Raw genomic sequence first — 26854 nt, forward strand, 5'->3', positions numbered from 1 at the left:
TTATTCAGGTTTAAGGCAATTGATCCAATTCTTCAAAAATTGAATTTTTACTCTTAAACTCCGGTACCAGTTTTTTCATATTGATCACCACCTGCCTGTCGTTATCCGATTTGGCTGAACTAATCAGCTCATAAATCTGGCGTTCCACCTCTTCGAAAACATATTCCCTTACCTTTCCAATCATAATCTGATCGTGATGCGTAGGCAAGGTATTCTCATTATCATTGAGTAATTCTTCGTAGAGTTTTTCTCCTGGCCTCAAACCCGAGTATTCGATCATCACGTCTACATTGGGCTCTAAACCTGCCAGGCGAATCATCTTTTTGGCCAGTTCCACAATCTTGACCGATTTACCCATATCGAAAACAAAAATTTCTCCACCTTTCCCCATGCAACCTGCTTCCAATACCAAACGGCAGGCTTCCGGAATCGTCATAAAATACCGGGTAATCTCCGGATGGGTAACCGTTAAAGGACCTCCTTTTTCGATCTGCTGTCTAAATCTTGGGATTACAGAACCATTTGAACCCAATACATTTCCGAAACGGGTGGTGATAAATTTGGTTATGGGTTTTACATTTAGCCCGTTTATATACTGTAAACCATTACTAAAGATGAAACCATCTGTGCTTAAGGAATTATTTAACGACTGCACATAAATTTCGGCAATGCGTTTAGATGCGCCCATAATATTGGTGGGGTTAACCGCCTTATCCGTAGAAATCATCACAAATTTCTGCACCCCGTATTTCACTGATTTATCGGCAATGGTTTTGGTACCCAACACATTGGCCTTAATGGCTTCTGCCGGATTGTCTTCCATTAAAGGCACATGTTTATAGGCGGCAGCGTGATAAACATAATGCGGTTTGTAAGTTTCAAATAACTTATCCATACGTTGCTCATCGCGAACATCCCCTACAAAAGCATGAAAGTTTTTGCTGCTATTGGTTTCTTCTAATTCTAAATAAAGCTCATGCAAAGCCGTCTCGGATTGATCGCAAAGAATAATCAAGCCCACATCAAATTTAGAAAGCTGGCGTACAATCTCGCTCCCAATGGAACCTGCAGCGCCAGTGATTAAAATACGTTTATTATTGAGCATCTGACCGATGCCTTCAATATCAATCTTAATGGATTTCCGGTTTAATAAATCTTCAATATTCAGCTTTTGGATCTGTGCAGGTTTCAGCTGACCATTCATCCACACATCCAATGGAGGAATATTGAGCACCTTAATATCGTTCTCCAGGCAAATGTCTACAATCGCGTCCTTTTTTTCGATCGGAATGGTATAAGAAGCAAAGATGATTTCATCCAGTTCATGTTTATCCACCAGTTGTGGCAATGTTGCGGCATCTAAAATCTTTACCCCATCAATAGTCTTGCCCACCTTGCGTACATCATCATCCACAAAAGCTACTATCGTTTTATTAACACTCCCATCATGATCAAAAGTCCGTTTCGTGGCTAAACCGGCTTCGCCTGCTCCATATATAATTACTTTCTTTTTATCCAGACTTAAATTTTTGATGTAAAGAAAAAAGTATTTGATCAATACCCGATAGGTCATCAGCAACAAAAAGCTGGTTAAGCCATTGGTAATTAGAATCGTTGTGGAGATGAGCGGATAATTAAAAAATGTAATCCCGATCAGGTTCATCACAAAGAAAGTACCGTTGGCAATCACCACAGAAATGAGAATCCGAAAGGAATCCTGCGCACTGGTATACCTGATGATGCCGGTAAAAGTTTTAATATGAAAGAAAACAGCCACAGTAATCATTCCCATTACAAGAAGATTCCTGGCCAGTTCCGGAATTTCAACAGCAGTAAGGTCTAAATTATGTTTCAAGGTATAGGCAAATACCAAGGAACAAGAGGTGATGATCAGATCCAGTACGAAAATGACCCATCGTGGGACGATATTAAATTGAGTAAACAAAATACAATAGGATAAATTTTAGTAAAGATAGAGATTTTAAATCAGCTAGAATAAATCCGGCTCCATAATGTCGAAAACGGAGGCTATAGTGGCCAAACGAGGAATGGACGTACAAGCTTCAACCGTTACCCCTGCACCAATCTTTGCTGCTCCACCGATATAACTGTTTGGGTAGATGCTGCAAAAATCACCAATAATGCCATCATGATCTATCGTTACATTGGCATTGATGACCACATGTTTTCCAATTATAGCACCAGATTGTATTACCGCACCCGCCAAAATCACCGTTCCTTCTCCAACCAAAACATCATCGGAAACCGTCGCATCAGGATGAATCAATACACCAAATTCGTGTACGATATATTGTGAAATCGCTTTTCTAATCTTATTATTCCCGATCCCAATAATCATTTTGGCTTCTGGGGCATGGTTTTCATGATAAGCTGTTACTGGCCTTCCAGCCAGTTGTTTTAAATCCTGGTTATCATCAAAAAAATTAGCTACCTGGTCTTGATTTAATTTAATTGTGTCTGCAATCACCCTCGCATGACCGCCTCCACCATAAATTACCCATTTATTCATATTACGACTTCAAATGAAACAATCTTTCTTTTCCCTCTGTTGCAAATCGAACAGTGAGAAATAGAAACCCGGAAGCACCAAGCAATAACAGTGCCGACCATAGGTGGTTACCGACCAAAAAGATAAGAAGTAGATTGATAAGTAGTTGAATCAACATATATAGGCCAGAAACGATTAAGTGATTCCATTTGAGTTGATTGGCTAAATATTGATAAAAGTGACTGCGATGGGCCTCAAATATGTTTTCTTTTCTAATCAGCCTGAAGGCGATGGTGCTCACCGCATCTAAGCCATAAAATAACAGCAATAAAATGTAGTTGAAGTTTTCCGTTTGAATAATTAATTGGCCAATCAGGAAGACAATAATAAAAGCAATGCTCACACTGCCCACATCTCCGGCAAAACATTTGGCTTTCTTCCTGAAATTAAAAAAATTGAACACCAATAAGGATAGCGCAATGGTGATTAACAGATTCGAAGAAGTAAAACTGATGACTTTTTCATTGATGTAATATAGGGTAGCAACAGCCATTAAACTATAACCACCGGTAATGCCATTGATGCCATCCATAAAATTATAGGCATTAATCGTCCCAATCACAAAGATCAGGGCAAATGGAATCCAATACCAGGCCAGCCCGAAAAGACCCCACTGATAAAACATGAGCAATACCGCAATTAAATGAATGCTGAGCCTCACTTTGTTGTTTAGCGTAAAGATATCATCGAGGAAACTGATTAAACTAATCAGCACCAGTCCAAGCATGAAATAAGGAAACGCAAAACCGAAGCAGAAAAAAGAAATCATCGCTGCCAGACTAAAAATAATCCCACCTCCACGAATGGTGACCGAAGTATGTGAACTGCGGTGATTGGGTTTATCGATGATGTTGAATCGATCGGCGATTTGGAAATAGCCAAGCTCCAGTGCTAATAAGGCAACCAATATAATTAAAGCAGGTAGATATGTAGTCATAATTTATAATGGCGAAGATAATAATTATTACACATAAGCCTACTTCATAATGTGTTTTCGAACTCACCTTCACCGATTTCAGATCTGTCGTATAGCGAGGAGATTTATGCAAATTAGGGATAACCTTAACCCTATCAAAGTGAGTGCTTGTACTAAACTAGCAACAATCGCCCTCCTTGAAGAGAGGGAAAGAAAGGATACTGGCTACCCTACTAGTTAAACCCATCATTACCGTCTTTTCGAACGAGCATTGCGAGAGAAATCTCATCATGTTGTACAAAACTTGCCTTAGTATACTGTAATTTGTTTTTATTAAATCACAATCACTCTATATTAAATAGAATTGCATGATCACCTCTCAAAAAAAATAAAACAGCACATTTACCTAAAATCATTTCCAAAATCAGCCACCATTTGTCCAGCTACTTGTTTAATTTCTTGTTCATCAGATTTTGGATAGATCAACAAAACCTTACCGTCATCAACTACAATAAAATTCGTTAATCCCTTAATTACTGCAGCTTTGCCAGTAGGTAACTGAATTAAACAATCTTCCGTGGCGGTAAGATTTATTTGGGCACAACTAATGGCATTGTTATTTTGATCTTTTTCGGCCACGCCATGTAAAGATGCCCATGTACCTAAATCCGACCAGCCAATATCGGCCGGGATCGTGTAAACATTGTCTGCCTTTTCCATAATGGCATAGTCAATGGAGATATTGGGAGCTGAAGGATAATGCTCCAGGATAAAATGGCGTTCTTCCGCTGTATTATAATAGTCATCACCTGCTTCAAATAAAGTTGCTATTTCTGGAGCATAATTGGCAAACGCATTTTTAATGGCTTTCGCTGACCAGATAAAAATCCCTGCATTCCAAACGTAATCGCCACTTTCAATATAGTTTATTGCTTTATCTAAAGAAGGCTTCTCCATAAATGCAGTTACCTTTTTCACCTCTTCTCCTTGCTCATTGCTCTTTATTCCTTGCTCCTTGCTCCTTGCTCCTTGCTCCTTCTCGTACTTAATATACCCATAACCCGTATCCGGCCGTGTAGGGCTAATCCCCAAAGTAATCAATGCTTCATTACTGGCCGCATAATCTAAGCCTTGCGCTACCTTCTGCAAAAACACATCTTCTTTCAAAATCAAATGATCCGAAGGTGCCACCAATATATTGGCCTGAGGATTGCTTTTTGAGATTTTGTAACTGGCGTAGGCAATGCAGGGCGCTGTATTGTTACGACTTGGTTCTAATAAAATGTTTTGCTCTAAAATAGTTGGCAATTGTTCCTTTACTAATCCCGCATAATCTGCATTGGTTAAAATATAAATCTGCTCATTCGGGCAAATATTTAAAAACCTTTCGTAGGTTAACTGCAACAAGGATTTGCCTAATCCTAAAATATCGATGAATTGTTTGGGAAAATGATTTCGGCTTTTGGGCCAAAAGCGTGAACCGACACCGCCGGCCATAATCAGAATATGGGTATTATTATTGCCAGTCATTATTTTTTACTTCGTTATATACTTTTTGTATGCCTTCCTTTAATGAGGTACTGGCTTTCCAGCCCATTGCATTAAGCTTAGTTACGTCCATCAATTTCCTTGGCGTACCATCTGGTTTGGTTGTGTCGGTTAGAATCTCCCCCTCAAATCCCACTATCTCCTTTACCAACCTAGCTAAATCCAGGATTGATACGTCTTCACCCACACCAATATTCACCAAGCCAGGCTCATTATAGTTATTCATTAAATAAACACAGGCTTCGGCTAAATCGTCGGCGTGTAAAAACTCCCGTTTCGGTGTTCCTGTACCCCAGATGGTTACACTTTGATCTTTGTTTTGCTTAGCCACAATAAACTTACGTAACATTGCAGGCAATACATGTGAATTGTTTAAATCATAATTGTCATTTGGGCCGTAAAGATTGGTCGGCATTACAGAAACAAAATTACAACCATATTGGTCACGATAGGCATCGCACATTTTGATGCCCGCGATCTTCGCAATGGCATAAGGCTCATTGGTAGGTTCAAGCTCGCCAGTTAACAAGTATTCTTCTTTCAATGGCTGGGGTGCCATCTTCGGATAAATACAGGATGAACCTAAAAACATCAATTTAGAGACATTGTTAAGGTAGGCCTGATGAATCACATTATTTTGGATCATCAGGTTTTCATATAAAAAATCTGCCCGGTAGGTATTATTGGCCACAATACCACCCACCTTTGCGGCCGCCAAAAACACATAATCTGGTTTTTCAGCTTTGAAGAAATCTGCTACTGCAGCCGCATCCCTTAAATCCAATTCTTTAGAAGTTCGAGTGATAATATTATTGAAACCTGCTGCTTCCAAATTCCTTTCAATAGCAGAACCCACCATCCCGCGGTGGCCGGCAATATAAATTTTATCTGTTTTATTCATTCTTTTATTCTTCATTGCCAGAGCGTGCTCCGATTCATCGGAGAAGAATGACAGCACGTCCCGATTTCTTGGAAAAGCAATCTCCCTTTGTAGAATTCTTACTCAAATTGGTTTTTAACACTATAGCCTGCTGCCTTCAGCATCAGTTCTTTTTTGAAATGAGTGACATCAGCAGCCATCATGTCTTCCACCAGCCCTGCTAAATCATATTGTGGCTTCCAACCCAGCTTGGTTTTTGATTTCGTTGGATCACCGATCAATAAATCAACTTCCGTTGGTCTAAAATACGAAGGATCGACAGCCACAACCTCTTTACCTATTTCAAGTTGATAATCTTCAATAGCGCAAGAAACCACATAAGCTCTTTCTTCCACACCCGTCCCTTTAAATTCCAGCTCTATCCCAACCTGCTGGAAAGACATTTTCACGAAATCCCTTACTGAGGTGGTCACACCTGTAGCAATCACATAATCTTCAGGAACATCCTGTTGTAAAATCAACCACATCGCCTCTACATAATCTTTCGCATGTCCCCAATCGCGGAGCGCATCTAGATTCCCTAAGAATAATTTATCCTGCAAACCTAAGGCAATTTTAGCAGTAGCTCTGGTAATTTTACGCGTAACAAAGGTTTCACCTCTTAACGGACTTTCATGGTTAAATAAAATACCATTACAGGCAAACATATTGTAAGCCTCACGATAGTTTTTAGTAATCCAGAAGCCATAGATCTTAGCTACTCCGTATGGAGAACGTGGATAAAATGGTGAATTTTCATCATAGAAACCTTGAGCATTTTTATTTTCAGGCATTCCGCCATACAGTTCAGAAGTAGAGGCCTGATAAATTCTCGTCTTCTTTTCTAAACCTAAAATTCTAACGGCTTCCAGTATTCTTAATGTTCCAATACCATCCACATTGGCCACATATTCCGGAGAATCGAAGGAAACCTTTACATGACTCATGGCGCCTAAGTTGTAGATTTCATCTGGCTGTACTTCTTGCACGATTCGAATCAGATTAGTAGAATCAGTTAAATCGCCATAATGTAATTTAAACTTCACATTACTTTCATGTGGATCCTGGTATAAGTGATCGATCCGGTCTGTATTGAATAATGAACTCCGACGTTTAACCCCGTGAACCTCATATCCTTTTTTTAATAATAAATCTGCAAGGTAGGCACCATCCTGCCCCGTTATTCCTGTTATTAATGCTATTTTCATGTTTATGTTATAATTATAGTAGCTCAATAAAATTTTATCATTACCGAAATTTATTAAGCTTATTCGATACAAATATTTAGTATTCTGTATAAATGCCAGCATGCATTTTGGCATATAATTAGGTTATAAGACTAACTATAGCCACAAATATAAAAGTTAATTTAACACTTATTCTTGGGCTAATAAGTTACCCTCATTAGCCAACAAAAAAAATTAAAATAAATATATTTTTTACTGAAATATGGAAATTTCAACTAATTACTTTATAAATTGTATCATGCGTTTAATTATTTTCAATGGAAAAAAATAGATCGGCATTTTAAAATTGTTATCTGTCCATGCATTCGCGACTTCTTTATTAGCTAAGTAAACATTCTTTAAACTTTTATTGCTTTCGCCTCCTAATCTCATATGCACAATTAGTCTGTCGTAATATTTAAAATTGAATTTGTTCATTTTCATGAAACGAATCATGAGCTCATAATCAGCAGCAATTTTGTATTTCAAATTAAATAAACCAACTTCATCATATATTGATTTTCGTACAAATAATGAGGGATGGGGTGGCACATTTGCATGCTCAAAAAAATTATCATAATAATTTTTTGATTTCCAATTCCTAACTATTCGATTAGTATCATCCTGTTTAACATAAACTAGATTGCCATATAAAAAATCTAATTTCTTGTCACTGTTGAAATTCTCCATAACATCACTCAAAACTTTATGGTCACTGTAAAAGTCGTCTGAATTAAGTATACCAATAACATCTCCTGAGGCCAAGTTTATTCCTTTATTCATTGCATGATAAAGCCCATTATCCTTTTCGCTTATAAATACATTAATTTTATCTTTATATGATTTAACAATTTCAATTGTATTATCAGTGGACCCGCCATCAATAACGATGTATTCTATATCATTATAAGTCTGAGATAATACCGAGTTAATTGCATCTCTAATAGTTTGTTGGTTGTTATATACAACTGTTATTACTGATATTTTCATGAATTATATAAGTCATTGTAAACTTTGAGAGTCTGCTGAAAGCATTTATCCCAAGAAAATTTTTGCGATTGTATAAAACCTTTTTCGATTAGATTTAAGCGATTCAAAGATATTTTGTGAAGAGCATTCATAAAATCTTCAATATTTAAACTGTCTAGTAATATACCTGCATTGCCAGCTACTTCTGGTATAGACGAATTATTTAAAGCTATAAATGGTGTGCCTGCTTTCATTGCCTCAAGAATGGGTATTCCAAAGCCTTCATATGATGATGGATATAATAATGCGAATGCATTATTGTAAAAACTGTTAAGTTTAGCATTATCTATATTACTTTCAACGCTCCATCTTTCAGGGATTATCTGATTGAGGAAATCTATTTCACTCTTCTTTAACGGAGAACCTATAATTTTGAGATCAAACATAGTTGCTTGATTAAGTAGTTTAACACAAAAATTAAAGTTTTTATAATGTTCACGCGAACCAATAAATAATAAATAAGGTTTAATATTTTTTTGCTTAATGGTAGGAAAAAATTCATCTGATGCACCATTATATATCACAGAAACTTGCTCTGGATTTACGTAAGGGTGTAGTTGCAATAAATCATTTTTAGTATTATTTGATATTACTATGATATGATCTGCCTGTTTTATAGCCTTTGTTTTTTGATAGACATGAAGGAGTCTACGAATACCGCTATAAAATTTTTCATGAACAAAATCATGAATAGTACAAACTTGCAAGGCGTGCTTACTTTTTGTTGTGGTATTATAGCTGGAATGGAAAATAAATTTATTACGCTCGCTTTTTAGCGCAAGTGGTTTAAATCTATCGAATAGCGTGACCCTTTTATTTTTAAGTAAAATACCTTCTGATATTGAAAGCGTTCTTCGCACAACGTTATCATTGCTCTTTGAGAATTCTCTAAATTTCAAATCACAATTATTTCGAATTAATCTTGATGATAATTCACGCCAGTAGGTAGAAATACCTCCAGCATTTTGTAATGCATATATAATATTATCCAAAATAATTTTCATACACCACTATTTCTTAATTGAACGAATTTTGAGAGTAACAAACAAACAACTATTAATAACCAAAATTCCATCCCTCTAATAAACGGAACGGAGATAAATGTGGTAATACAAAATAGTAATATAAAATAGAATCCAGTATAAAATCTATTTCCATTCTTTTTTAAAATTTCAACACATCGAATGAAATATCCAAAAAATGGATAAAATAGGAAAGAAAAAAATCCGAAGTCCATATAAAGATATGAATTAAAATATTGAGCAGGATTCCAGACCCAATTTTTGGGTTCAGTTGAACTTATTCCTACCCCGAAAAATTTAGCAATAAACCCAAGTGGTGACAGAAAAGTCTGAAAACCATAAGCGTAATCATTTTGATCATTTAGAACCAATTGATAATTCACTAAACTTAGCTTAAAGTAAACAATTAAAAAGTCAAAAAAGCCAGAATCAGACATTCTAGAAGCTGTTATAAAACCGCCAAGTATGACAATGCCCCCAATTATTAAGAGAAATTTAATTGAAATTTTTTTACTTATTAAGTTTGTGTATATCTGCACAATCAAAATTGCCATAATAGTCAATCTATCTAAAGAAAATAAAACTTTTATAACAGAGCAGATTAAAGAAAATGTATTTAATCGATTTAATTTTTTAGTTGTTATTTTATCAAACTTATAAAAATTTAAAAATGAAGAGGTTATTAAATATATCCCTAATGGACAATAATTCAACATTTTAAATACTCCACCCAAACCACCATCTCCTGCCTCTTGGCGTACTCCAGCTATACTATCATCCTTCGCAACTAATTGCGATAAATATTCTTGGGGGGATATGATACTTCCTATAGTTAATATCGATGTGATAAGACCAATAATAGTAAGCAAAACTGCAACTAAGAAAAACCCTTTTTTTAGGCTAACAAAACTACTTACCTTATTAATAATCTTTTTTGACGAAAGAATTATTCTTTTATTAAAAGAATAGCCCACAGTAAATAATACAATCACAAAAAAATGCAATGTAAGAGCTAGACTTATATCATAATTATCACCTATAATATCATCCTTTTGTAAGGCTAAAATAAACAAAATCAATTGGGATAAAACGAAAATAGTATACAACGCATTATTTCTAACAAAATTTTTAATCATCGTATCACAGCCCCCGAAATCAAACCTAATAATTCTGCAAAATAATATCTACATTTTTTTCTATTGGTCAGGAGAAAAAAAGGCAAGCCCACTAAAACGAATAAAACCCTTGAAAGGTACTTTTTATAGAACTTATGCTTAAAACATAGCTTAGCAAAGCCGCAACGGTAACTAAAAACCCGTCTTACTTCTGACTCGGAAGAATGATTCAAGATTTTATTGGGATGATAGAAAATGATTTTATCTGAATATACTAAATCTTTTCCATCATTCAACAATCTTAAAACTAGATCATATGCTTCTTCCGCACCATGAAATGTACCTACCCCCAAGGTTTCATCATATTTATAATCTAACATAATTTGTCGTTTTGTAAACATGGTTGCTTCAACAAACATATTCTCGTGAAATTGTAAAGTGAGTTTATGTTCTCCTTTAGCAAAAGCTATTACACTGTCCTCTCCATACTCATCAACGCATTTACCGAAAACTACATCATGCTGCTCAACTTTTTCAAGCGCAATGTCAATAGTGTTATCCATAAATTTGCAGTCATCATCAGGAAAACATAGATACTGCCCCTGTGAATGTAGTATACCAACATTCCTGGCATTAGATGCGCCTCTTGCCTCCGTTTTGATATGATTTATCTGGAAATCACCATTATAATTTTTAATGACTACACTTAGTGCGTCTGACACATTTTGATCTACAATTATAATCTCAATTAGTTCTGGGTTCTGAAATCTGATTGATTCTAATAAGTCGGCTATCTCTATTGTGCGTCCTTTTGTAGCAACGATTATGGATAATAACATCTTTAGCGAATTATATTTTTCTTTAATACTTCCAAAAATGCTTTACCCCATTTTATATCAGGCTCCATATAGTTTCCCTCAGCCCATTCATTCCATGACTTAATAAAAATAATTTTTCTCTCCTCTTCTTTATGCTCAATTACTTCTAACACATCTTTAACATGCTTATCAAAAAGTTCAGGTGTAACGTTTGTCATTACCAGCCCTTCCCTACCGCTCCGGGCAGAATGATCCCACCCAGGGATAATACTTGGAAAAACATCCTTATTACTATCTATTGATGACTCAATAAAATATTTAGACATTATTTTATATGGGTAAGCAAGGGGTACGCCCCTTAAAATCTTATTCAGCCTTCCCACTATTTTCGTAGTTAATGAACGATGATTAGCTAAATAATTATCTAATCTTACGGTATTAACTGAATCAAAACCTAAATCAAGTATCTGTTGTGCGCTATATTTATGATCGTTACAATGACCAACAAAATGTATTCCATTCAAACCGTATTCAAGAGCAAGCGTGCGCCATGTGTCCATGAATAGAGTAACCTTTTCATCCCCAAAGGGCTTATAGATCATAAATAGCGGTTTTCCATCCACTTCAATATACCTTTTATCCTTAAACGCAGGCAGCACTTTCATAAAATGGGCCGTAAAATCATCTACGCCAGGATATTTTTGCTCTATCAGGATATTTCTATTTTTGAGGCCGTGAACAAACCCTTTCCAGGTTTCATTAGCCCAGGCAAGGCAAAATGGAAAATCTGGCTCCCCTGATTCAAGAACCTCATTAAATGGCCGTTCTATAAGCTGTTTACCTTCCCCAAACCAATAGTGCCAATAACAAAAGCCTGCAACGCCATACTCTCTAGCCATATCAGCTTGTGCTTTTCTTGCTTCAGGAACGCGAAGATCATAGTAACCTAGGTCAGCGGGCAACCGCGGCTGGTAGTGCCCTTTAAATAAAGGCTTAGCTTTGGCAACGTTGCTCCACTCGGTAAAGCCTTTACCCCACCACAAGTCATTTTCTGGGATTGGGTGATATTGAGGGAGGTATATGGCGATTATCTTGGCTTTCGATTTCATTATAATGCTATTAAATGTTACTAATTACTTAAAAAATACTTCACTTGAAAAACTCAAACGACTAATCCTTATTTTGATTAAGGCTATCATACCCCTTAAGTATGTATTTTCTAAATCCTTCATACGACGAACGTTGTAAAGATTCATTTCTACAGAACTCCTGCATGATCTTCAATTCATCATCAGACCTTGTTAATAAATGAATAATTCCATCACTGAAATCATTACAATCTGCATATCTTGCTAAATAACCAGTATTAGGATTCAGAACATCACAAGCAGTTCCTATTGCAAAAGCAACGGATGGAGTGCCACACATAAGTGCCTGATTTAGCATCATCGGCCCGGCATCTTCGATGCTAGGACTTAAAAATACATCTGCCAAAGCATAGAATTCAGCTAACTTTTCAAAGTCTAAGTAGCCAGTATAATGCGTTGCAAAGCCTTCTAATCCAGGGATTTTATCACCTGTCCCAGCAATTACTAGCATCAGATTTTCAGCTAAATCGGGCCTTTTTGCTAAGAGCAGTTGTAATGAACTTACAAGTTGGCCAGCTCCTTTTCTAGGATCATTTACACCAAGGGACCCAAAGAACAATATTTTTTTATTCGAAAAATTATGCTGCGATTTTAAAATATCTTTATCACGAGGTTTAAACACAAGTTCATCAACTATTGGGTATACCAAGCCTACCTTTTTAAATAGCTTTGACTTATTGGCATGGCTATTTTGCCAAGTATTGCCTAAAAAAATGCAATTAATTTGAGAAAGCATTTCCCGTTTTAGAATCATATTTTTATCAGTACGGTCAGCTAAAGGAGAAGATTGTAGGCCAGGACAATTGCCACAACCATCTTCTAGCCTATTACAATCCCAAAAATAACTACAACCTCCTGTCATTGGGTACATATCTGCTGCAACTAATAATAATGGCGTTTTGTACCGCAAATAAATTTGATTCAAAGACACTGAATTAAGTAAGCCCTGCCAAAAGAACACTAAAATAAAATCATAGTTCTTTTCAATCTTATTTAAGATCCGTTTAGGATTTACTGGCGGTTTTTCTTCATTTAAACCAAAAAAATAGTAAGGTAGTGCATTTGACTCTTTTGGTTTAATTAAAAAATTCCTAAAATATGTCAGTTGCCTTTTCAAAAACCGAATTCCTGAATGAAACAAGGCTTCATACTTATTGAATGCGGAATATACAGTCAAATCATCTATAGCCAGCGGATACTTAGTTAGTACATCAACAAAGTAATCATTCCCAAGTGATCTACAAATATCTTTAATCATTTTTGAGGAGCCATCTTTGGAAAGAAAACTGCTTAATATCAAGATGTTTTTTTTATTATTTATTCCAGATTCCATTTGTATCGTTATTAAATAACTTTTTTAATTGTAGAGGCCCTATCCAGGATATTAGAATAGCCAGAAGTATTTGAGAAAATACCACTCCACTTAACCCCCAATATCGACAAAGTAGAATAGTTACAGGAATATTCAATATTCCAACTGTCACAGAGGCAATCATCTGAACCCTAATTTTGCCAAAACCATAGATTAATGTAGAATGAAGCGAATTCCACATATTTATGATCTGCCAAATTCCCATTAATGCGGTTAATATGAACGGTATTGATACTGCATTACCAAACCAGACCGAATAAACAAATGGCGAGGCAATAACAAGGATAATAGCCCCAATTACAAAAAACAAAAAAACTTTATACAGTTTACGTGTTTCAGCTTTCATCCAATTAAAATCTTTTAGTACCCGGGCTTCGATAAATGCGCTCCAAAAGGGTGCCAGTATAATACTAAAAAACATTCCAATTATTGTCAAGTATTTATAAGCCAGATTGTAGACAGTAACATTTAGTGGATCTAATGTCTTGGTTATGATAATGTTGTTTGTTTCATAATAGATGATGGAGATCACTTGAAGAATAAAAAAGCTTAACCCTACATTCATTAAGCTTTTTGCGTGCTTGAAATTTATAAGTCCAAACTTCGGAGCATAGGTCTTCAAGGATGTGACGTATAGATAAATGGAAAACGCAATCAATACTGCTGAATTAACCACACCTGTAAGCAAACTCAAATTCAATATTGAACCCGCAGTGAATCTGGACATGATAAATATCCCTATAAGCACCATCAATTGACTTATCACATTTATTAATGATGTGATTACTGGTTTTTGAATCGCTGACAATATCGTATTGATTAAGCCTAATACGAACTGAAAGGCGAAAGTTGTAACCACAATCAACATAACATAAAAGAAATCTCTATTTTGGATTCCTTTCACATTTAAGAACTCGGCCCAATCAATAAAGTTGGAACCAACTATGGCTAACAACCAGATAATCGAGATAATAATTGCCAAAACAGCATAAATGGTACTTACATAAATCCTTGCTAATTTGTGCTTTCCATGAGTTACTGCCTCAACAAATTTATTCTTTAGTCCATTTCCAAAACCAATATCAAAAAAACTTAGCCAGCCAATTATCGAAGAAATAGTAATCCAAACCCCGTATTGATAAGGCGAAATATAGTTGATAGTCAGGGGCACAATTACTAAGCTTAGTAAAATGCTAATCCCTTTAAGCATAATAGAGCCTAAAACATTGACCTGAATTTTTTTTGAACGATCATTACCTTTAAAGCCGCCGAGCAAGGAATTTATCTTATCCCTTAACATCTTCAAATGTTAGCGCTAAGCAATCAAAAATCTTATCCAGATCCTCAAAATTTAGTTCATAAAATAGGGGTAAACGTACCAGACATTCCGTAAAATTATCTGAATTTGGGAGGATCCTACCGGCATCATGTTTATGAGCGTAATATTCACTTGAGTGCAGAGATAAATAATGGAAAACTGCATGAAATCCATTATCCTTTAACGAACTGATTAACTTATCCCTCATTTCTCCATTAACACACGTCAGATAAAACATGTGTCCATTTTTAGTAGCATAATCTGGGACTTCAGGCAGCGCAAACTTTTGAATATTCAATTTGCTTAAACCATCATAATAATAATTCCACAAGCTTACTCTTCTTTCCTGAATCATTGATAGATTCTCAATCTGCGCCCAGAGAAATGCGGCGATTATCTCCGAAGGTAAGAACGATGAACCTGTGTCAACCCATCCATACTTATTAACTTCGCCTCTAAAAAATTCTGCTCTATTGGTTCCTTTTTCCCAAATAATTTCCGCTCTGGATATAAATCTTTCATCATTAATTGCCAGCATCCCTCCTTCGCCCGATACTATATTTTTAGTTTCATGAAAGGAGAAGGCTGCAAAGTGGCCTATCGAACCAAGTGCTCTTTTCTCCCCTAATTTATTAATATAAAAGCTATCAATGGCTTGAGCAGCATCTTCAATTACTAATAGATTATACTTCTCTGCTAACTCCATTATTTTATCCATATCGCAAGCCACTCCTGCATAGTGAACCGGGACTATTGCTTTCGTGCGACTAGTAATTAAATCCTCAATTTTGTCTGCATCAATATTTGGATTATTGGCATATGAATCAGCAAATACAATTTTAGCGCCTTGACGAACAAACGCAATCGCCGTTGAAACGAAAGTAAAACTAGGAACAATTACCTCATCACCCTCTTTAATGTTTGCCAAAATAGCTGCCATTTCAAGTGCATCAGTACAAGATGTTGTGAGCAGCACTTTTTTGAAATGATATTGTTCTTCAAAAAAAGCTTGGCATTTTTGAGTATATTTTCCATTACCTGAGATCTTGCCCGAATTTACAGCATCATAGATGTAATGAGTTTCTTTGCCTGTTAAATAAGGCTTATTAAATGGTATCATTTTATAATATATTATATCTTCTCTCTAATAAATCTTACTGGGTTACCCACATATAGCCCTGCTCTTTCGATATTTTTTATAACTAGGCCAGCCCCACCAATTTGTGTCTGGCTTGTAATTGACAAATTATCAATTACAGTAGAATTTATACCCAAAATGCACATGTCTCCAACATTAACAAAACCGGCTATAGCCACTCTGGGTGACAAGAAACAGTTTTCCCCAATAACACTATCATGTGAAATAGTTGTAGCAAGATTTAAAATTGTATTGGATTCTATCGTGACATTAGCATCTAAAATACATTTCGGATAAATTATACATCCTGGTTTAACTATTGTTGTACAGTCAAGGTATGACGACGAATGTACAATTTTTCCAAACGGAATTTGCCCCTTGAATTTCTCAAAAAAAGACTTTCTGACCTGCAGATGTTTATAGCCTATTCCAATAATAAGCTCGTCGAAGAGTTGAGATGAAAATGCCTGAATTACGTCGCTTGTTTTACCAATAACGGGGTGACCATTTACCACATCATCTAATATTATATCATCGAAAAACACAATTTTGCCATAGTGCTTATCGTTAAGGGCGAGATGGGCAATTTGTTGGCCCAAGTGCCCTGCGCCTATTATTGCAAGTGTTTTCATAATAAGTTTACTTTCTTGTCTGAATAATAAATCAGATAGCCTGATCGGTCATTACTATTTTTAATATACTTTAAATCTTCGTTGAGAATTTCCTTCTGGTAATCAAAATCGTTAAGTTGTCTAAAATAAGGCAATAACGATTTGGTTTCTTCTGATAAAAAATATACTCCAGCATATCCTTTTGATCGGATATTAGGAGATTGATAATTGCCTAAACTTATATCAATGGTGGATTTTAAATAGTCATAGCCAGTTGATAGCTGCACAAGGGTAGATCCTATAAAATCTCCACCCATTCTAGCCCCTACTTCAATTGCAAAAACTTCGCCTTTGCTTGTGATTTTAAATTCAGCATGACTTGCACCAAACTTAATATCCAAAGCATTTAAGCACTTTATAGTTTCCTCTTGTATTCGATTCAAGACCGAAGTGGAAAGACTTGATGGCTGATGATGGGCCAATTCAACAAAATGTGGGGCGCCAGTTGTAACTTTGTCAGTTATAGCCAATATTTTGTGTTCTCCATGCCATGAGATCGTCTCCACGCTTACCTCAGTACCGTCAATATATTCTTCTATTATTACCTTTTTGGAAAAAGATTCCTCCATGGCTGAATTTATTGCTAAACTTATTTGCTCTTCGATATCTACTTTTGTAACTCCCCTACTTCCTGATCTATCACTAGGTTTAATGATCAACGGAAACAAAAAATCGCCTATACAATAAGCCCCGTCTGTCACTTCAACAAATTTCGGTATAGAGCATTCGCCCATTTTAAAGGCTTTCCTCATAGCTAACTTGTCAGTAGACATTAATGCCGATTTATAGCTGTTTGATATCAATCCAAGCGATTCTGCAACAAAACTGATTGTTGTGACAGCCATATCGGTAGCTATTGTCGTAATTCCATCAATCCCTATCTCGCGACATTTTTCTAGTATTCCTTCTTTATCTAAAATAGAAATAGGGTAAAAAAAATCTGAGAAGTCAGCACAAACTGCACCATCTTTCCATGCAAAGCAATGCGTTTCGATACCCATTTCTTTCGCTTTGTGAACAAGTGGCAGCTGTAGGTAACTAGCTCCTATTATAGCCAATTTAATCATGTTTCATTAATAACATTTATTTCAATTTATTCAGCAAATATTTATGTCAAGTAACAACAAATAAGTAATCCTAATTTGAGAGATAAGGAATATATCTAAAATTATACCTCAACCCTAGTCTCTGATGTGATATCTCGAATAATTTTTCTGAAAATCAAGATTAAAATTATAACCACGAAAAATATAAACCCTCCTATAACTAGTCCTTTAAACTTTCCAAATGTAGAGACACTGAGTGGATAAATCGGTTGATCTATCACTTGAATTAATGGCGTTTCTTTCAAAAGGCCCATTTTGGAAAGCTCAAGGTTTTGGAGTAATGCCCCGAGTACAGATTTATTAGTTTCAGCCGAAAACTGTGCTTTTTGTGAGGGTGCAATTCTTTGAACTTGTCTTGTCGGATTTAAGTTTGGCGTCGCATCAGCAACAGCAACCGCCGAATAAATTGCCCCGTTCATTACATTTCTAACAGAATCTGTTTTATGTTGTAATATTCTTACATTTTGAATTGCCTTCTTAGTTTTTGTATTGATGAAGAATTCGTTTACATTTTTTACTAAAGCATCATTAAATGCTTTAGCGAAAATCTCATCTGGTGCCTTTACATCAACTTGTATTATATTTAATTTTTTATCTGGCTTAGTTACATTAAGATATTTTTTATTTAAATCATTTATAAACGATCCTAATAAACTATCTCGCAACCTATTGGGTATCAATGTACCATTTTGATCATTTTTAAGTGGAAAATTAACATCTATCAATTTTGGTGTTTTTTCCCATTTGCTTCTTAAATCATTAATTTCAATATAGCGATCGACTAGCAATTGTTGTTTCCCTGATACCTCTATGGGAGTGAGTAAGGTTTCTTGCAACATGGTTCTCGACTTATATAGACCAAGAATATTATCACCTTGAAAAATTCCACCACCACCACCTCCAAGATCTACACCTGCCATTGATGCTAATCCAGCTAGATTGCCTAAGCCACCTCCTCCTTTTTCATCTTCTAATACGAAGGTAGTAGTCGCGGTGTAAATTGGCTTCTTCATTATTGAATAAAGGAATCCCAGGCCGGCTCCGATTAAGATAAAAATTAAAATGATTACCCATTTTGATAACAGGTAGCGATACCATTCACGAAATTTCATGATAACCTGCTTAAGGGTAATTTCGCTATTATCTAAATTAATATTATCCTGGCTAGATGTGGTCATTTGTATTCTTGTATTATTTTTTCTACTCAAGCGATTAACATAAAAGATGCCTTACACGCACTCATTAATTAAATGACTATGCTGTACGTGGCCTAATTCACTCGATACGTGAGAAAGGTAACGATTATCTATCTTAATAAACTTACAATTATGGCTCCTAATGATGCAACAGCAGTGCCTATTCCAATCCAACTTTGCGCTGTCATACGTTCACGCTCCGCTCGTTTCGGTACCAATACTTCAGCTCCTGGTTTAATTTTAGGGTTATTGTTAAAAAACAAAAACTTACCCACTGCAGCCGCCGAGCCATTTGGATATTTAACATAGACTCCAGATTTTCGTGCACTGGAAGTATAGCCACCAGCACCATTAATATACTGTCTTAAACTTTTTCCTGGCATATACACAATGCTGTTTGGATTTAAGACTTCTCCAGTTACTTTAACCGTTTGTAAGGTTTTCGGAACCCGAATTATATCACCATCTTCTACAATCAAATCCAACCTTGTTAGCGAGTCTTTTAAGATTTTGACTAAATTTATCCCTACTAAATCACTTTGAATGAGTTTTTGTTCCACTTCTGCTGCCACGGTATCTTTTACGCCTGACTCTCTTGCTCGCTTCAAATTTAAAAATTTCTTGTCCTCTTCATCCCGGTCATTAATCGCATTTTTATCAGTGGGATTCACTTTTTGCGCTCCAGGTCTTTTTAGTGAAGCACCGTCGGGATAAGCGGAAGAAGTTAATCCACCAGCACGCCTGATCAATTCAGAGATCCGCTCGTCTTTCCGAATAATGGTATATGTTCCTGGGTATACCACCTCGCCTTCTAATTTCACTTGCTTTTGTACCGTATAACCTTCTGCGTTTCTGATTGTGATAATATCAAACGGTTTGAGCATAAATGGCTCCCCTAATAATCGTAAATTTTGATCAACATTCACGATGAACAGCTCTGCGGTCCTCGCTGAAGGTGCAGTAGCGTCGCTATTTCTTACTCTTCTTGAAATTTCAATTCGATTGGGCGTTGCGCCTTCTTTGAAACCACCCGCCAATTGAATTACCGATTCTAAGGTCATGCTATCTGCATACTCAAAGGTACTTGGTGATCTTACCTCACCCTGAATCGTTACTTTATATTCGTCTCTAAGATCCAGTATGGAGGAAATGGTAATCTTATCTTCTCGTTGCAATGCGATATCAGTTTCTGTTCCGGCTATAATTTTAGCCACATCAAAAGAGATCAAGGCTTGCGTATTGTCGATATTAAGTCGATTGATGTATCCTCTATTTAAAAAAGCTTCTTCCCTTAATCCATCTGCCTTGTTAATCAAATTACGCAAAGTTAGCCCTTTAGACAATTCGTAAACCCCCGGCCGAAATACCGCCCCGATAATCTCCACACGGTTAGCAAAACGATCGAGGATCGCCTCCACTACAAACTTATCGCCATTTTTAGGTAAATACGAAGTGAGTTCCGCAGCGGATATATCTATGATTTTACGGTCGCGATCTGTATTTTGGAAAGCTTTAATTTTAGCGGTATATGCTTGCGTGGTAAAGCCACCCGCAAAATCGATCACATCCTTTAATGTTTCGTTTTTGGCCACCTCAAATAGGGCGGATCGTTTGACCTCACCCGTAATCTCCACTCTTTTCTCAAACACCGGAACATTAATTACATCCTGATCCTGTAAGCGGATATTGCCCTGCTGTATTCCCCTCAAAAGAAAATCATATACATCAATATTGGCAACCACTTTATTGTTACGAATCAACTGAATATTTCTAAATGAACCGTTTTGTGCTGGCCCGCCAGAAGCATAAAGTGCATTATAAACCGTTGATAGTGAAGATAAGGTATAGGTACCAGGTTTAACTACCTGCCCAGTCATGATAATTTTAATACTCCGGATATTGCCTAAGTTCACTGCTACACTAGTTCTTCCTGACCGTAAAGACGGGTAGGTAGAAGACAGTGCAGAACGGATTTTAGAAGTGGCTTGCTCAATAGTCAACCCTGCAACCGCAATCCTGCCCACATATTGAAGGGATATAATGCCATCAGGACTCACCGGTAAATCGTAACTGGCCTCATTATCCCCGTTTAGATCAATTAATAAACGATCATCAGGGCCAATGATGTAACTTTTCGGAGTCGCTATGCGAAGATTGGGTTCGAATGTGATGGTTCCGTTGCGAAACAATTCGGCGCCAAATATTTTCGGGGCTATTTCGTCATCGGTTTCTTTTTTTTCGTTACTGATTTCTCCACCCCCTGTTGATTCGCTCATTTCTCGACCTGTAGAGACCGCCTTGGCATCGGTTTGTACCGCAGAGGTGGTGCCCTGTTTTTTCACTTTCTCTACCCTAAGCCTTAGTTTCTGTACCTCATCGGATTTCATGCCTTGCGCCGCAGCTAACTGCTCTAGTTGGGCATCAGAATATCCGATAGATTCTGCTTTTTTAATCATTTGCAAGATTTGCGCATCAGAGAGTTCATCTACCTTTACATTGGCATAATTTTGTGCATAAGCACTAATGCTAAACGTAAGGAAAGAGATGGCTAGAATTAATAATTTTATACTTTGTTTCATATTGATCCGATTTGATCGGCATTCATCCGGAAATTACTTTCCTTGTTTTATTATTTGTTTGGATATATTATTTGTCGACTTTGTTGGCTACTCAAAATAATTTAAGGTATTATAGCCCGCTTGCTTTAAATGTTCGTCTTTCTTCATTAACGACAAATCGGCTTCCATCATATCTTTTACTAACGCTTGCAAATCATATTTGGGCTGCCACCCTAATTTTGTTTTTGATTTGGTCGGATCGCCCAATAAAAGATCTACTTCTGTTGGCCTGAAATATTTTGGATCGACTTTAACCACCGTTGTACCTAAAAATAATTTTGATGGATCAAGGCCTAACTGGCTTACCAGTGCTGTGTCTACTCCGATAATCACCCCTTTTTCATTTTCATCTTTGCCGCTGAACTCAATTTCTATGCCAAGCTCGGCAAAACTCATGCGTACAAAATCGCGAACGGTAGTAGTCACACCTGTCGCAATTACAAAATCTTCTGCTTGCTCTTGTTGCAGAATCAGCCACATTGCCTCGATATAATCTTTGGCATGGCCCCAATCACGTTGCGCAGAAAGATTGCCTAAATATAAGCAGTTTTGCAAACCTAAAGCAATTTTGGCAGCAGCCCTCGTAATTTTCCTGGTGACAAAGGTTTCTCCACGAAGTGGACTCTCATGATTAAATAGGATTCCATTGCAGGCAAACATATTGTAAGCTTCTCTGTAATTGACCGTGATCCAATAGGCATACATCTTTGCCACCGCATAAGGAGAACGTGGATAAAATGGGGTAGTTTCACTTTGAGGAACCGCTTGTACCAAGCCGTATAATTCTGAAGTACTGGCCTGATAGATTTTTGTCTTTTTCTCTAAGCCTAAAATTCTAACCGCTTCCAGTAAACGTAAAGTACCAATACCATCGGCATTGGCCGTATATTCGGGCATTTCAAAACTCACCTGCACATGACTCATCGCCGCAAGGTTATAAATCTCATCGGGCTGCGTTTCCTGAACAATCCGAATCAGATTTGTTGAATCGGTTAAATCGCCATAGTGCAACTTGAAATGAACATTGTTTTCGTGCTGGTCCTGGTAGAGATGATCGATTCGATCGGTGTTAAATAAAGATGAACGTCTTTTGATACCGTGAACAAAATAGCCTTTTTTGAGCAGAAACTCTGCCAGGTAAGCACCATCTTGTCCAGTAACGCCAGTAATAAGGGCAACCTTCATAAATTATTCCATAGATTTTTGAGCATGCAAACATACGGAAAATATTTATAGGTAACGAAAATGTCAATAATCTGTTAGCCTTTATTGTTAACTAATCAAACTAAATGTTTGTGAAATACTGAGCAGATACTTCTGTCCATCCCTTAATTCATTCAAGTTTGATATCATTTTTTCAAATATCACTTCTAAATTAAGTATGGATGTTCTTCTAAGCTGTACTTTCGGATCAAAAATCCATCAAGTCTCTCGGTTCAACGCCTAAGCCTTTTGCAAGCTCAACTATGGTAGATAACTTTATATTGAACTTACCATTCTCAATTTTTGAAATTTTACTATCGTCGATATCGCAATTTGAAGCTAAAGCACGTAAACTAAGACCTTTATTCGATCTCAACATTTGGAGTTGTTTGAAGGTCAAAATTGGATTCCAGCCATGACCGAAAGTCGGCTACGATAGATCCGGCTTGTTGCCGAAGCTGAAGACCTGAAAGGGCATAAAGCTTAGTCAGCAGTTCTTGAAGCCCATTGGCATCTGATTTAAATTTCTCCATAAATAATCCTTTTAACACGCGCCATTGCGATAACCAAAATTTTCAACTATGATGTGCAAAAGCGTGGAAGAAAGTGAGCCTAAAGGTGAAAGTGTCCGCTTTCTTTTCCAAACCGCCCATTATTGTAATGAAATTGCCCTAAATCTTCTAATATTTGTTCCTTTATTGAATTACTTGTATCGCAACTTGTATTAAGGATCAATAAGTAGCAAATCCCAGCTTTATCTTAACGGAAAATTTTGATATATTTTCGTTTTAATTGTAAATCAAACATGCTATGACCCAATCTAAATCAAAAGAAACGCTATACCCTACTTTTTTTGTTCAATTTGTAATTGCAAATTTAGTTGCAGTTTATGTATTTATTGAAGGGCAATCAAAGCCTCTATGGGATGTGTTAACTGATCCTAACACTTACATTGCAATTATTTTCAGTATTGCCATCGCGTTTGCATTGATGATGTATATCCATTGTTTCACCCTATTGCTAGATCACAAAATCCCTTTGGAAAATGGTTTTAATAAACGCCTTGCCTTTCAGCTATTGGTTTGTGCCCTAGTTCCGGTGCATATCGATTTGGCAATAGTAAAAGTCTATATGTGGCTTTTTAATGTAGATTTTGAAGCAAGTCGTTATACTACATCAGAATTTCCATTGGCAAAAATATTAATATACCTGATGAATGGCTGGTATATGAATATACAGATTCAGAATTTAAAGAATAAAACAGCTTCAGTGCCCGATGATTAAGCAGGTGAACCCACCTTGATAACCGGGCCATCAGAAACAGAAGTAATACACGTATTTGAAGGTGTTATGGGTAAAAAGAAAAGATTATTCCACGTTAAGGAATTAATTTATTTCAAGCGCCAGGCGGGCACTGGAAAGGCTTTGCTAACTGATGGAACAACATGGCTTATCGATAAAACAACAAACGAAATGGAAAATGAGTTAGATGCCAATTTATTTTTTAAAATTAACAGAAATATCATTCTTTCATTTAATATAATCGATAGCTATAAAACGGAAAATAAGAAGGGCGAAGTGGTAATCAAAGAAGGATTTCCTTTTGATGGTGACTGAAGTATCAGCAGAGATCAGTTCCCGGATTTCAAAATTGCCTTTAAGAAATATATTGAAAGACAGTAAGCTTTATCCTGCGTGGAAAAATAGACCATTGTTGAAAATCGACGTTACATAATCGTGTATTTTTATCCGCTTAATTCTTAATTTTAAGCTGTCGGTCAAAATTATAATCTTTCATTTCCAGAAGTGCTTTTTAGTATCAGGGTGAGCCAATTGGTTTGCCGTCATCTATATTTTAAAGCCTAAAAGATCATCCAAATTTACTTGCTGCGCTACCGCTACAGTATGATCATAGCCAGCAAATGACCCGCCAGGAGGTAAAGGCTTACCTGAAAATTAGCGAAAGTACCTACAAACGCAAGGTAAAAGACGGCACATTAAGGCCGATCAAAATGCCTGGAGGTGACCGTTTTTACAAACACGAATTACTGGCTGCTTTTAATGAGAGTCATCGCCGTGGCCGTACCTGATTGTTTACCCTTTATTGCAGATTTCCTTAGGCTTTGTTAACCCATTGTTAACCCTTTATATACCCTTTGTTAACCCATTCTGTACCTATTGTTAACCCATTGCTTACCCAAACAGTAAACTTGGGGTAAACAAAGGGTAATAAAACAGTAGCGTTATTGCCTGTTAGGGGAATTGCAACAGAGCGCATAATTTCAAAAATCAAGCAAAAAAAGGAGATAATACATTGTTTTTAAGATTCTCGCCGATGTGGCAATGATAGTTGATTGTAGGTGATTATCGGAAGGGGTTGCCGAAAAATGTACTACGCATCGCTGTAAGCGCCATGGCTCCCGCTCTTTCAGGAGAGGGAGGGGGCTGAGGTTAATTTGCTATATGTTCTTCGACTCCGCTCAGGATGACATACTGATCAAGGCCAAACGGGTTTAAAAGATCTCTCCACTACAGTTAAAATAACGGATTTGTTGAATGGATGCTTTCCGTTGAAGGAGGAGATTGCTTCCGCTCGCTCCTGCCCAGCCTCGCAATGACGATCAACCGATGGATTTATGGCGCATCGATATCGCCGCCTCGCTATCCGGCATAGGAGATGATGGAAGGGTATACCGTTGAAACTTTTGCACTAACGTTCAATTACCAGGAACAAGGCAACGCGTTCTGTTCCGACCCTTCGTCGGGATACTTGCGTTGCCGCAATGGAAGTTTCTACGAGGATAGCCAACATCAGATCCAAGCCTTGAGGTATTAATAATTTGTTATTGTTTTTTAAAGGCATTAATGAGCTCGCTGAAGGGCTCGGTTTTGCTTCTTTGTTATCAAGAACAAAGAAGAAGGCCGCCGCCGATGAGGCGAAAGAAAAATTCAAGGTTTTGATTAAATTTATTTTACGCTTTAAGATCCCCGCCTACGCGAGGATGACGGACTGGTTGGAGGAGATGACAATGCCCTAATACAGGCGCTCGCTATAGCCACCCTGCTATCCGGCATAGGAGATGATGGAAGGATATACCGTTGAAACTTTTGCACTAACGTTCAATTACCAGGAACAAAGGCAACGCGTTCTGTTCCGACCCTTCGTCGAAATACTTGCGTTGCCGCAATGGAAGTTTCTACGAGGATAGCCAACATCAGCTACAAGCCTTGAGGTATTAATAATTTGTTATTGTTTCCCCACCCGCCGAAACTATCCCTCTTAACCGATTTCCTGAAATAAGAAAAGCAATAAGCGAGCTTCATAGACAGGCCTTCAGCGACGGTAAGCTAAAACAGAAAACATTTTTTTTGCCTCTATGCCGGCAGGCATCTTCCTTTGAGAAGGCCAAAGGAAGCAAAGCCTTTCTGTTCCGGGTCAGGTGGCTTTTCGCCTCAGGCCTGCCCTTAAGAAAATACAAAAAATCGGGCAAATAAAATCAATGCCCCTCCCAACACACATCCTTTTTTGCATTTTCTTTTACCCGCCACTTACCGGAACGGCGATATCACAAAGCCTGAAGTAAGGAAAACCCGTAGTTTCTACAAGGATAGTACTTCAAACCCAATTAGCTACTACAGCGATCACTTCAAACTCCAATCCTCCTATCAAGATTTATCGCACTCTGCTATCCGGCATAGNCGTAGTTTCTACAAGGATAGTACTTCAAACCCAATTAGCTACTACAGCGATCACTTCAAACTCCAATCCTCCTATCAAGATTTATCGCACTCTGCTATCCGGCATAGMAAATTATAGAAGGAGAAAAAACATCTATCCGCCTATCGGCAACTTTCTCCTTAAAGAGAAAGGCCCGTAAAAGAATGTCATCTCCTCATTGCTATAATAACCCTGCTTCCCGGC

General features: G+C 37.0%; 25 protein-coding genes. 4 read left to right on the plus strand and 21 right to left on the minus strand.

All coding sequences use genetic code 11. The features are described 5' to 3' along the window. Nucleotides 1–10 precede the first annotated feature (10 nt). The 21 genes from ASE92_RS16405 to ASE92_RS21205 form a co-directional block, all read right to left on the minus strand. Nucleotides 11–1945 (minus strand): nucleoside-diphosphate sugar epimerase/dehydratase, encoded by a 1935-nt coding sequence (locus tag ASE92_RS16405; protein WP_056851182.1) that lies wholly within the window; start codon nucleotides 1943–1945, stop codon nucleotides 11–13. A gap of 45 nt (nucleotides 1946–1990) precedes the next feature. Then, a complete protein-coding gene (locus tag ASE92_RS16410; RefSeq protein ID WP_056851183.1) occupies nucleotides 1991–2530 on the minus strand; it encodes a transferase in 540 nt (179 codons plus the stop codon). A 1-nt stretch (nucleotide 2531) separates the two neighbouring features. After that, on the minus strand, nucleotides 2532–3506 hold the full coding sequence (locus tag ASE92_RS16415) for a glycosyltransferase family 4 protein (protein WP_056851184.1): 975 nt from the start codon (nucleotides 3504–3506) through the stop codon (nucleotides 2532–2534). Between the two features lie 381 nt (nucleotides 3507–3887). Beyond that, complete coding sequence (locus tag ASE92_RS16420; protein ID WP_082455092.1) at nucleotides 3888–5015, minus strand: mannose-1-phosphate guanylyltransferase; 1128 nt, start codon at nucleotides 5013–5015, stop codon at nucleotides 3888–3890. After that, nucleotides 5002–5934 carry a GDP-L-fucose synthase gene (locus ASE92_RS16425; RefSeq protein WP_056851228.1) on the minus strand — a complete coding sequence of 311 codons (933 nt, stop codon included), beginning with the start codon at nucleotides 5932–5934 and terminating at the stop codon, nucleotides 5002–5004. The genes ASE92_RS16420 and ASE92_RS16425 overlap by 14 nt, the downstream gene beginning before the upstream one ends. 98 nt (nucleotides 5935–6032) lie before the next feature. Continuing rightward, nucleotides 6033–7160 (minus strand): GDP-mannose 4,6-dehydratase, encoded by a 1128-nt coding sequence (gene gmd / locus ASE92_RS16430; RefSeq protein ID WP_056851229.1) that lies wholly within the window; start codon nucleotides 7158–7160, stop codon nucleotides 6033–6035. A 258-nt stretch (nucleotides 7161–7418) separates the two neighbouring features. Next, entirely contained in the window at nucleotides 7419–8168 is a 750-nt protein-coding gene (locus ASE92_RS16435) for a glycosyltransferase family 2 protein (protein WP_056851185.1), read from the minus strand. Then, entirely contained in the window at nucleotides 8165–9211 is a 1047-nt protein-coding gene (locus ASE92_RS16440; RefSeq protein ID WP_056851186.1) for a glycosyltransferase family 1 protein, read from the minus strand. Before ASE92_RS16440 ends, ASE92_RS16435 begins: the two co-directional genes overlap by 4 nt. Beyond that, the gene (locus ASE92_RS16445; RefSeq protein ID WP_056851187.1) at nucleotides 9208–10365 is read right to left on the minus strand and encodes an oligosaccharide repeat unit polymerase; all 1158 of its coding nucleotides are present in this window, start codon (nucleotides 10363–10365) and stop codon (nucleotides 9208–9210) included. The genes ASE92_RS16440 and ASE92_RS16445 overlap by 4 nt, the downstream gene beginning before the upstream one ends. Next, complete coding sequence (locus ASE92_RS16450; protein WP_056851188.1) at nucleotides 10362–11183, minus strand: glycosyltransferase family 2 protein; 822 nt, start codon at nucleotides 11181–11183, stop codon at nucleotides 10362–10364. The genes ASE92_RS16445 and ASE92_RS16450 overlap by 4 nt, the downstream gene beginning before the upstream one ends. 2 nt (nucleotides 11184–11185) lie before the next feature. Continuing rightward, complete coding sequence (locus ASE92_RS16455) at nucleotides 11186–12271, minus strand: glycoside hydrolase family 99-like domain-containing protein (RefSeq protein ID WP_056851189.1); 1086 nt, start codon at nucleotides 12269–12271, stop codon at nucleotides 11186–11188. Between the two features lie 61 nt (nucleotides 12272–12332). Beyond that, a complete protein-coding gene (locus ASE92_RS16460) occupies nucleotides 12333–13643 on the minus strand; it encodes a glycosyltransferase (protein ID WP_056851190.1) in 1311 nt (436 codons plus the stop codon). Further along, entirely contained in the window at nucleotides 13624–14982 is a 1359-nt protein-coding gene (locus ASE92_RS16465) for a lipopolysaccharide biosynthesis protein (protein ID WP_056851191.1), read from the minus strand. Before ASE92_RS16465 ends, ASE92_RS16460 begins: the two co-directional genes overlap by 20 nt. Continuing rightward, entirely contained in the window at nucleotides 14969–16120 is a 1152-nt protein-coding gene (gene rffA, locus ASE92_RS16470) for a dTDP-4-amino-4,6-dideoxygalactose transaminase (protein ID WP_056851192.1), read from the minus strand. The genes ASE92_RS16465 and rffA overlap by 14 nt, the downstream gene beginning before the upstream one ends. Nucleotides 16121–16131: 11 nt before the next feature. Beyond that, nucleotides 16132–16770 carry an acetyltransferase gene (locus tag ASE92_RS16475; RefSeq protein ID WP_056851193.1) on the minus strand — a complete coding sequence of 213 codons (639 nt, stop codon included), beginning with the start codon at nucleotides 16768–16770 and terminating at the stop codon, nucleotides 16132–16134. Beyond that, nucleotides 16767–17876 carry an acetyl-CoA carboxylase biotin carboxylase subunit family protein gene (locus tag ASE92_RS16480; RefSeq protein ID WP_056851194.1) on the minus strand — a complete coding sequence of 370 codons (1110 nt, stop codon included), beginning with the start codon at nucleotides 17874–17876 and terminating at the stop codon, nucleotides 16767–16769. Before ASE92_RS16480 ends, ASE92_RS16475 begins: the two co-directional genes overlap by 4 nt. Nucleotides 17877–17977: 101 nt before the next feature. Next, nucleotides 17978–19123, minus strand: a complete 1146-nt coding sequence (locus ASE92_RS16485) for a Wzz/FepE/Etk N-terminal domain-containing protein (protein WP_369817431.1) — start codon at nucleotides 19121–19123, stop codon at nucleotides 17978–17980. A 98-nt stretch (nucleotides 19124–19221) separates the two neighbouring features. Then, nucleotides 19222–21690, minus strand: coding sequence for an SLBB domain-containing protein (locus tag ASE92_RS16490; protein ID WP_082455093.1), 2469 nt, complete (start codon nucleotides 21688–21690; stop codon nucleotides 19222–19224). Between the two features lie 87 nt (nucleotides 21691–21777). Further along, a complete protein-coding gene (gene gmd, locus ASE92_RS16495; RefSeq protein WP_056851197.1) occupies nucleotides 21778–22914 on the minus strand; it encodes a GDP-mannose 4,6-dehydratase in 1137 nt (378 codons plus the stop codon). Nucleotides 22915–23140: 226 nt separating this feature from the next. Beyond that, complete coding sequence (locus ASE92_RS20970; protein ID WP_082455094.1) at nucleotides 23141–23311, minus strand: helix-turn-helix domain-containing protein; 171 nt, start codon at nucleotides 23309–23311, stop codon at nucleotides 23141–23143. Continuing rightward, a complete protein-coding gene (locus ASE92_RS21205; RefSeq protein WP_157255771.1) occupies nucleotides 23295–23465 on the minus strand; it encodes a hypothetical protein in 171 nt (56 codons plus the stop codon). Before ASE92_RS21205 ends, ASE92_RS20970 begins: the two co-directional genes overlap by 17 nt. Before the next feature lie 277 nt (nucleotides 23466–23742). On the opposite strand from ASE92_RS21205, the gene ASE92_RS16500 reads away from it, so the two are divergent. From ASE92_RS16500 to ASE92_RS16510, 4 genes are all read left to right on the plus strand, one after another. Beyond that, on the plus strand, nucleotides 23743–24216 hold the full coding sequence (locus tag ASE92_RS16500; RefSeq protein ID WP_056851198.1) for a hypothetical protein: 474 nt from the start codon (nucleotides 23743–23745) through the stop codon (nucleotides 24214–24216). Nucleotides 24217–24282: 66 nt separating this feature from the next. Then, complete coding sequence (locus ASE92_RS16505) at nucleotides 24283–24549, plus strand: LytTR family transcriptional regulator DNA-binding domain-containing protein (RefSeq protein WP_056851199.1); 267 nt, start codon at nucleotides 24283–24285, stop codon at nucleotides 24547–24549. Nucleotides 24550–24854: 305 nt separating this feature from the next. Next, entirely contained in the window at nucleotides 24855–25022 is a 168-nt protein-coding gene (locus tag ASE92_RS21210; RefSeq protein WP_200926442.1) for an AlpA family transcriptional regulator, read from the plus strand. Between the two features lie 756 nt (nucleotides 25023–25778). Then, the gene (locus tag ASE92_RS16510) at nucleotides 25779–25970 is read left to right on the plus strand and encodes a hypothetical protein (RefSeq protein WP_056851200.1); all 192 of its coding nucleotides are present in this window, start codon (nucleotides 25779–25781) and stop codon (nucleotides 25968–25970) included. The last annotated feature ends 884 nt before the right edge of the window (nucleotides 25971–26854 follow it).

Origin of the sequence: Pedobacter sp. Leaf41 (assembly GCF_001422545.1) — a bacterium.
Lineage (GTDB): Bacteria > Bacteroidota > Bacteroidia > Sphingobacteriales > Sphingobacteriaceae > Pedobacter.

Bases quoted from the DNA above. Each gene is read 5' to 3' on its own strand.
- ASE92_RS16410 (WP_056851183.1), bottom strand. From the start codon at position 2,530: ATGAATAAATGGGTAATTTATGGTGGAGGCGGTCATGCGAGGGTGATT.
- ASE92_RS16415 (WP_056851184.1), bottom strand. From the start codon at position 3,506: ATGACTACATATCTACCTGCTTTAATTATATTGGTTGCCTTATTAGCA.
- ASE92_RS16420 (WP_082455092.1), bottom strand. From the start codon at position 5,015: ATGACTGGCAATAATAATACCCATATTCTGATTATGGCCGGCGGTGTC.
- ASE92_RS16425 (WP_056851228.1), bottom strand. From the start codon at position 5,934: ATGAATAAAACAGATAAAATTTATATTGCCGGCCACCGCGGGATGGTG.
- gmd (WP_056851229.1), bottom strand. From the start codon at position 7,160: ATGAAAATAGCATTAATAACAGGAATAACGGGGCAGGATGGTGCCTAC.
- ASE92_RS16435 (WP_056851185.1), bottom strand. From the start codon at position 8,168: ATGAAAATATCAGTAATAACAGTTGTATATAACAACCAACAAACTATT.
- ASE92_RS16440 (WP_056851186.1), bottom strand. From the start codon at position 9,211: ATGAAAATTATTTTGGATAATATTATATATGCATTACAAAATGCTGGA.
- ASE92_RS16445 (WP_056851187.1), bottom strand. From the start codon at position 10,365: ATGATTAAAAATTTTGTTAGAAATAATGCGTTGTATACTATTTTCGTT.
- ASE92_RS16450 (WP_056851188.1), bottom strand. From the start codon at position 11,183: ATGTTATTATCCATAATCGTTGCTACAAAAGGACGCACAATAGAGATA.
- ASE92_RS16455 (WP_056851189.1), bottom strand. From the start codon at position 12,271: ATGAAATCGAAAGCCAAGATAATCGCCATATACCTCCCTCAATATCAC.
- ASE92_RS16460 (WP_056851190.1), bottom strand. From the start codon at position 13,643: ATGGAATCTGGAATAAATAATAAAAAAAACATCTTGATATTAAGCAGT.
- ASE92_RS16465 (WP_056851191.1), bottom strand. From the start codon at position 14,982: ATGTTAAGGGATAAGATAAATTCCTTGCTCGGCGGCTTTAAAGGTAAT.
- rffA (WP_056851192.1), bottom strand. From the start codon at position 16,120: ATGATACCATTTAATAAGCCTTATTTAACAGGCAAAGAAACTCATTAC.
- ASE92_RS16475 (WP_056851193.1), bottom strand. From the start codon at position 16,770: ATGAAAACACTTGCAATAATAGGCGCAGGGCACTTGGGCCAACAAATT.
- ASE92_RS16480 (WP_056851194.1), bottom strand. From the start codon at position 17,876: ATGATTAAATTGGCTATAATAGGAGCTAGTTACCTACAGCTGCCACTT.
- ASE92_RS16490 (WP_082455093.1), bottom strand. From the start codon at position 21,690: ATGAAACAAAGTATAAAATTATTAATTCTAGCCATCTCTTTCCTTACG.
- gmd (WP_056851197.1), bottom strand. From the start codon at position 22,914: ATGAAGGTTGCCCTTATTACTGGCGTTACTGGACAAGATGGTGCTTAC.
- ASE92_RS20970 (WP_082455094.1), bottom strand. From the start codon at position 23,311: ATGTTGAGATCGAATAAAGGTCTTAGTTTACGTGCTTTAGCTTCAAAT.
- ASE92_RS21205 (WP_157255771.1), bottom strand. From the start codon at position 23,465: ATGGAGAAATTTAAATCAGATGCCAATGGGCTTCAAGAACTGCTGACT.
- ASE92_RS16500 (WP_056851198.1), top strand. From the start codon at position 23,743: ATGACCCAATCTAAATCAAAAGAAACGCTATACCCTACTTTTTTTGTT.
- ASE92_RS16505 (WP_056851199.1), top strand. From the start codon at position 24,283: ATGGGTAAAAAGAAAAGATTATTCCACGTTAAGGAATTAATTTATTTC.
- ASE92_RS21210 (WP_200926442.1), top strand. From the start codon at position 24,855: ATGACCCGCCAGGAGGTAAAGGCTTACCTGAAAATTAGCGAAAGTACC.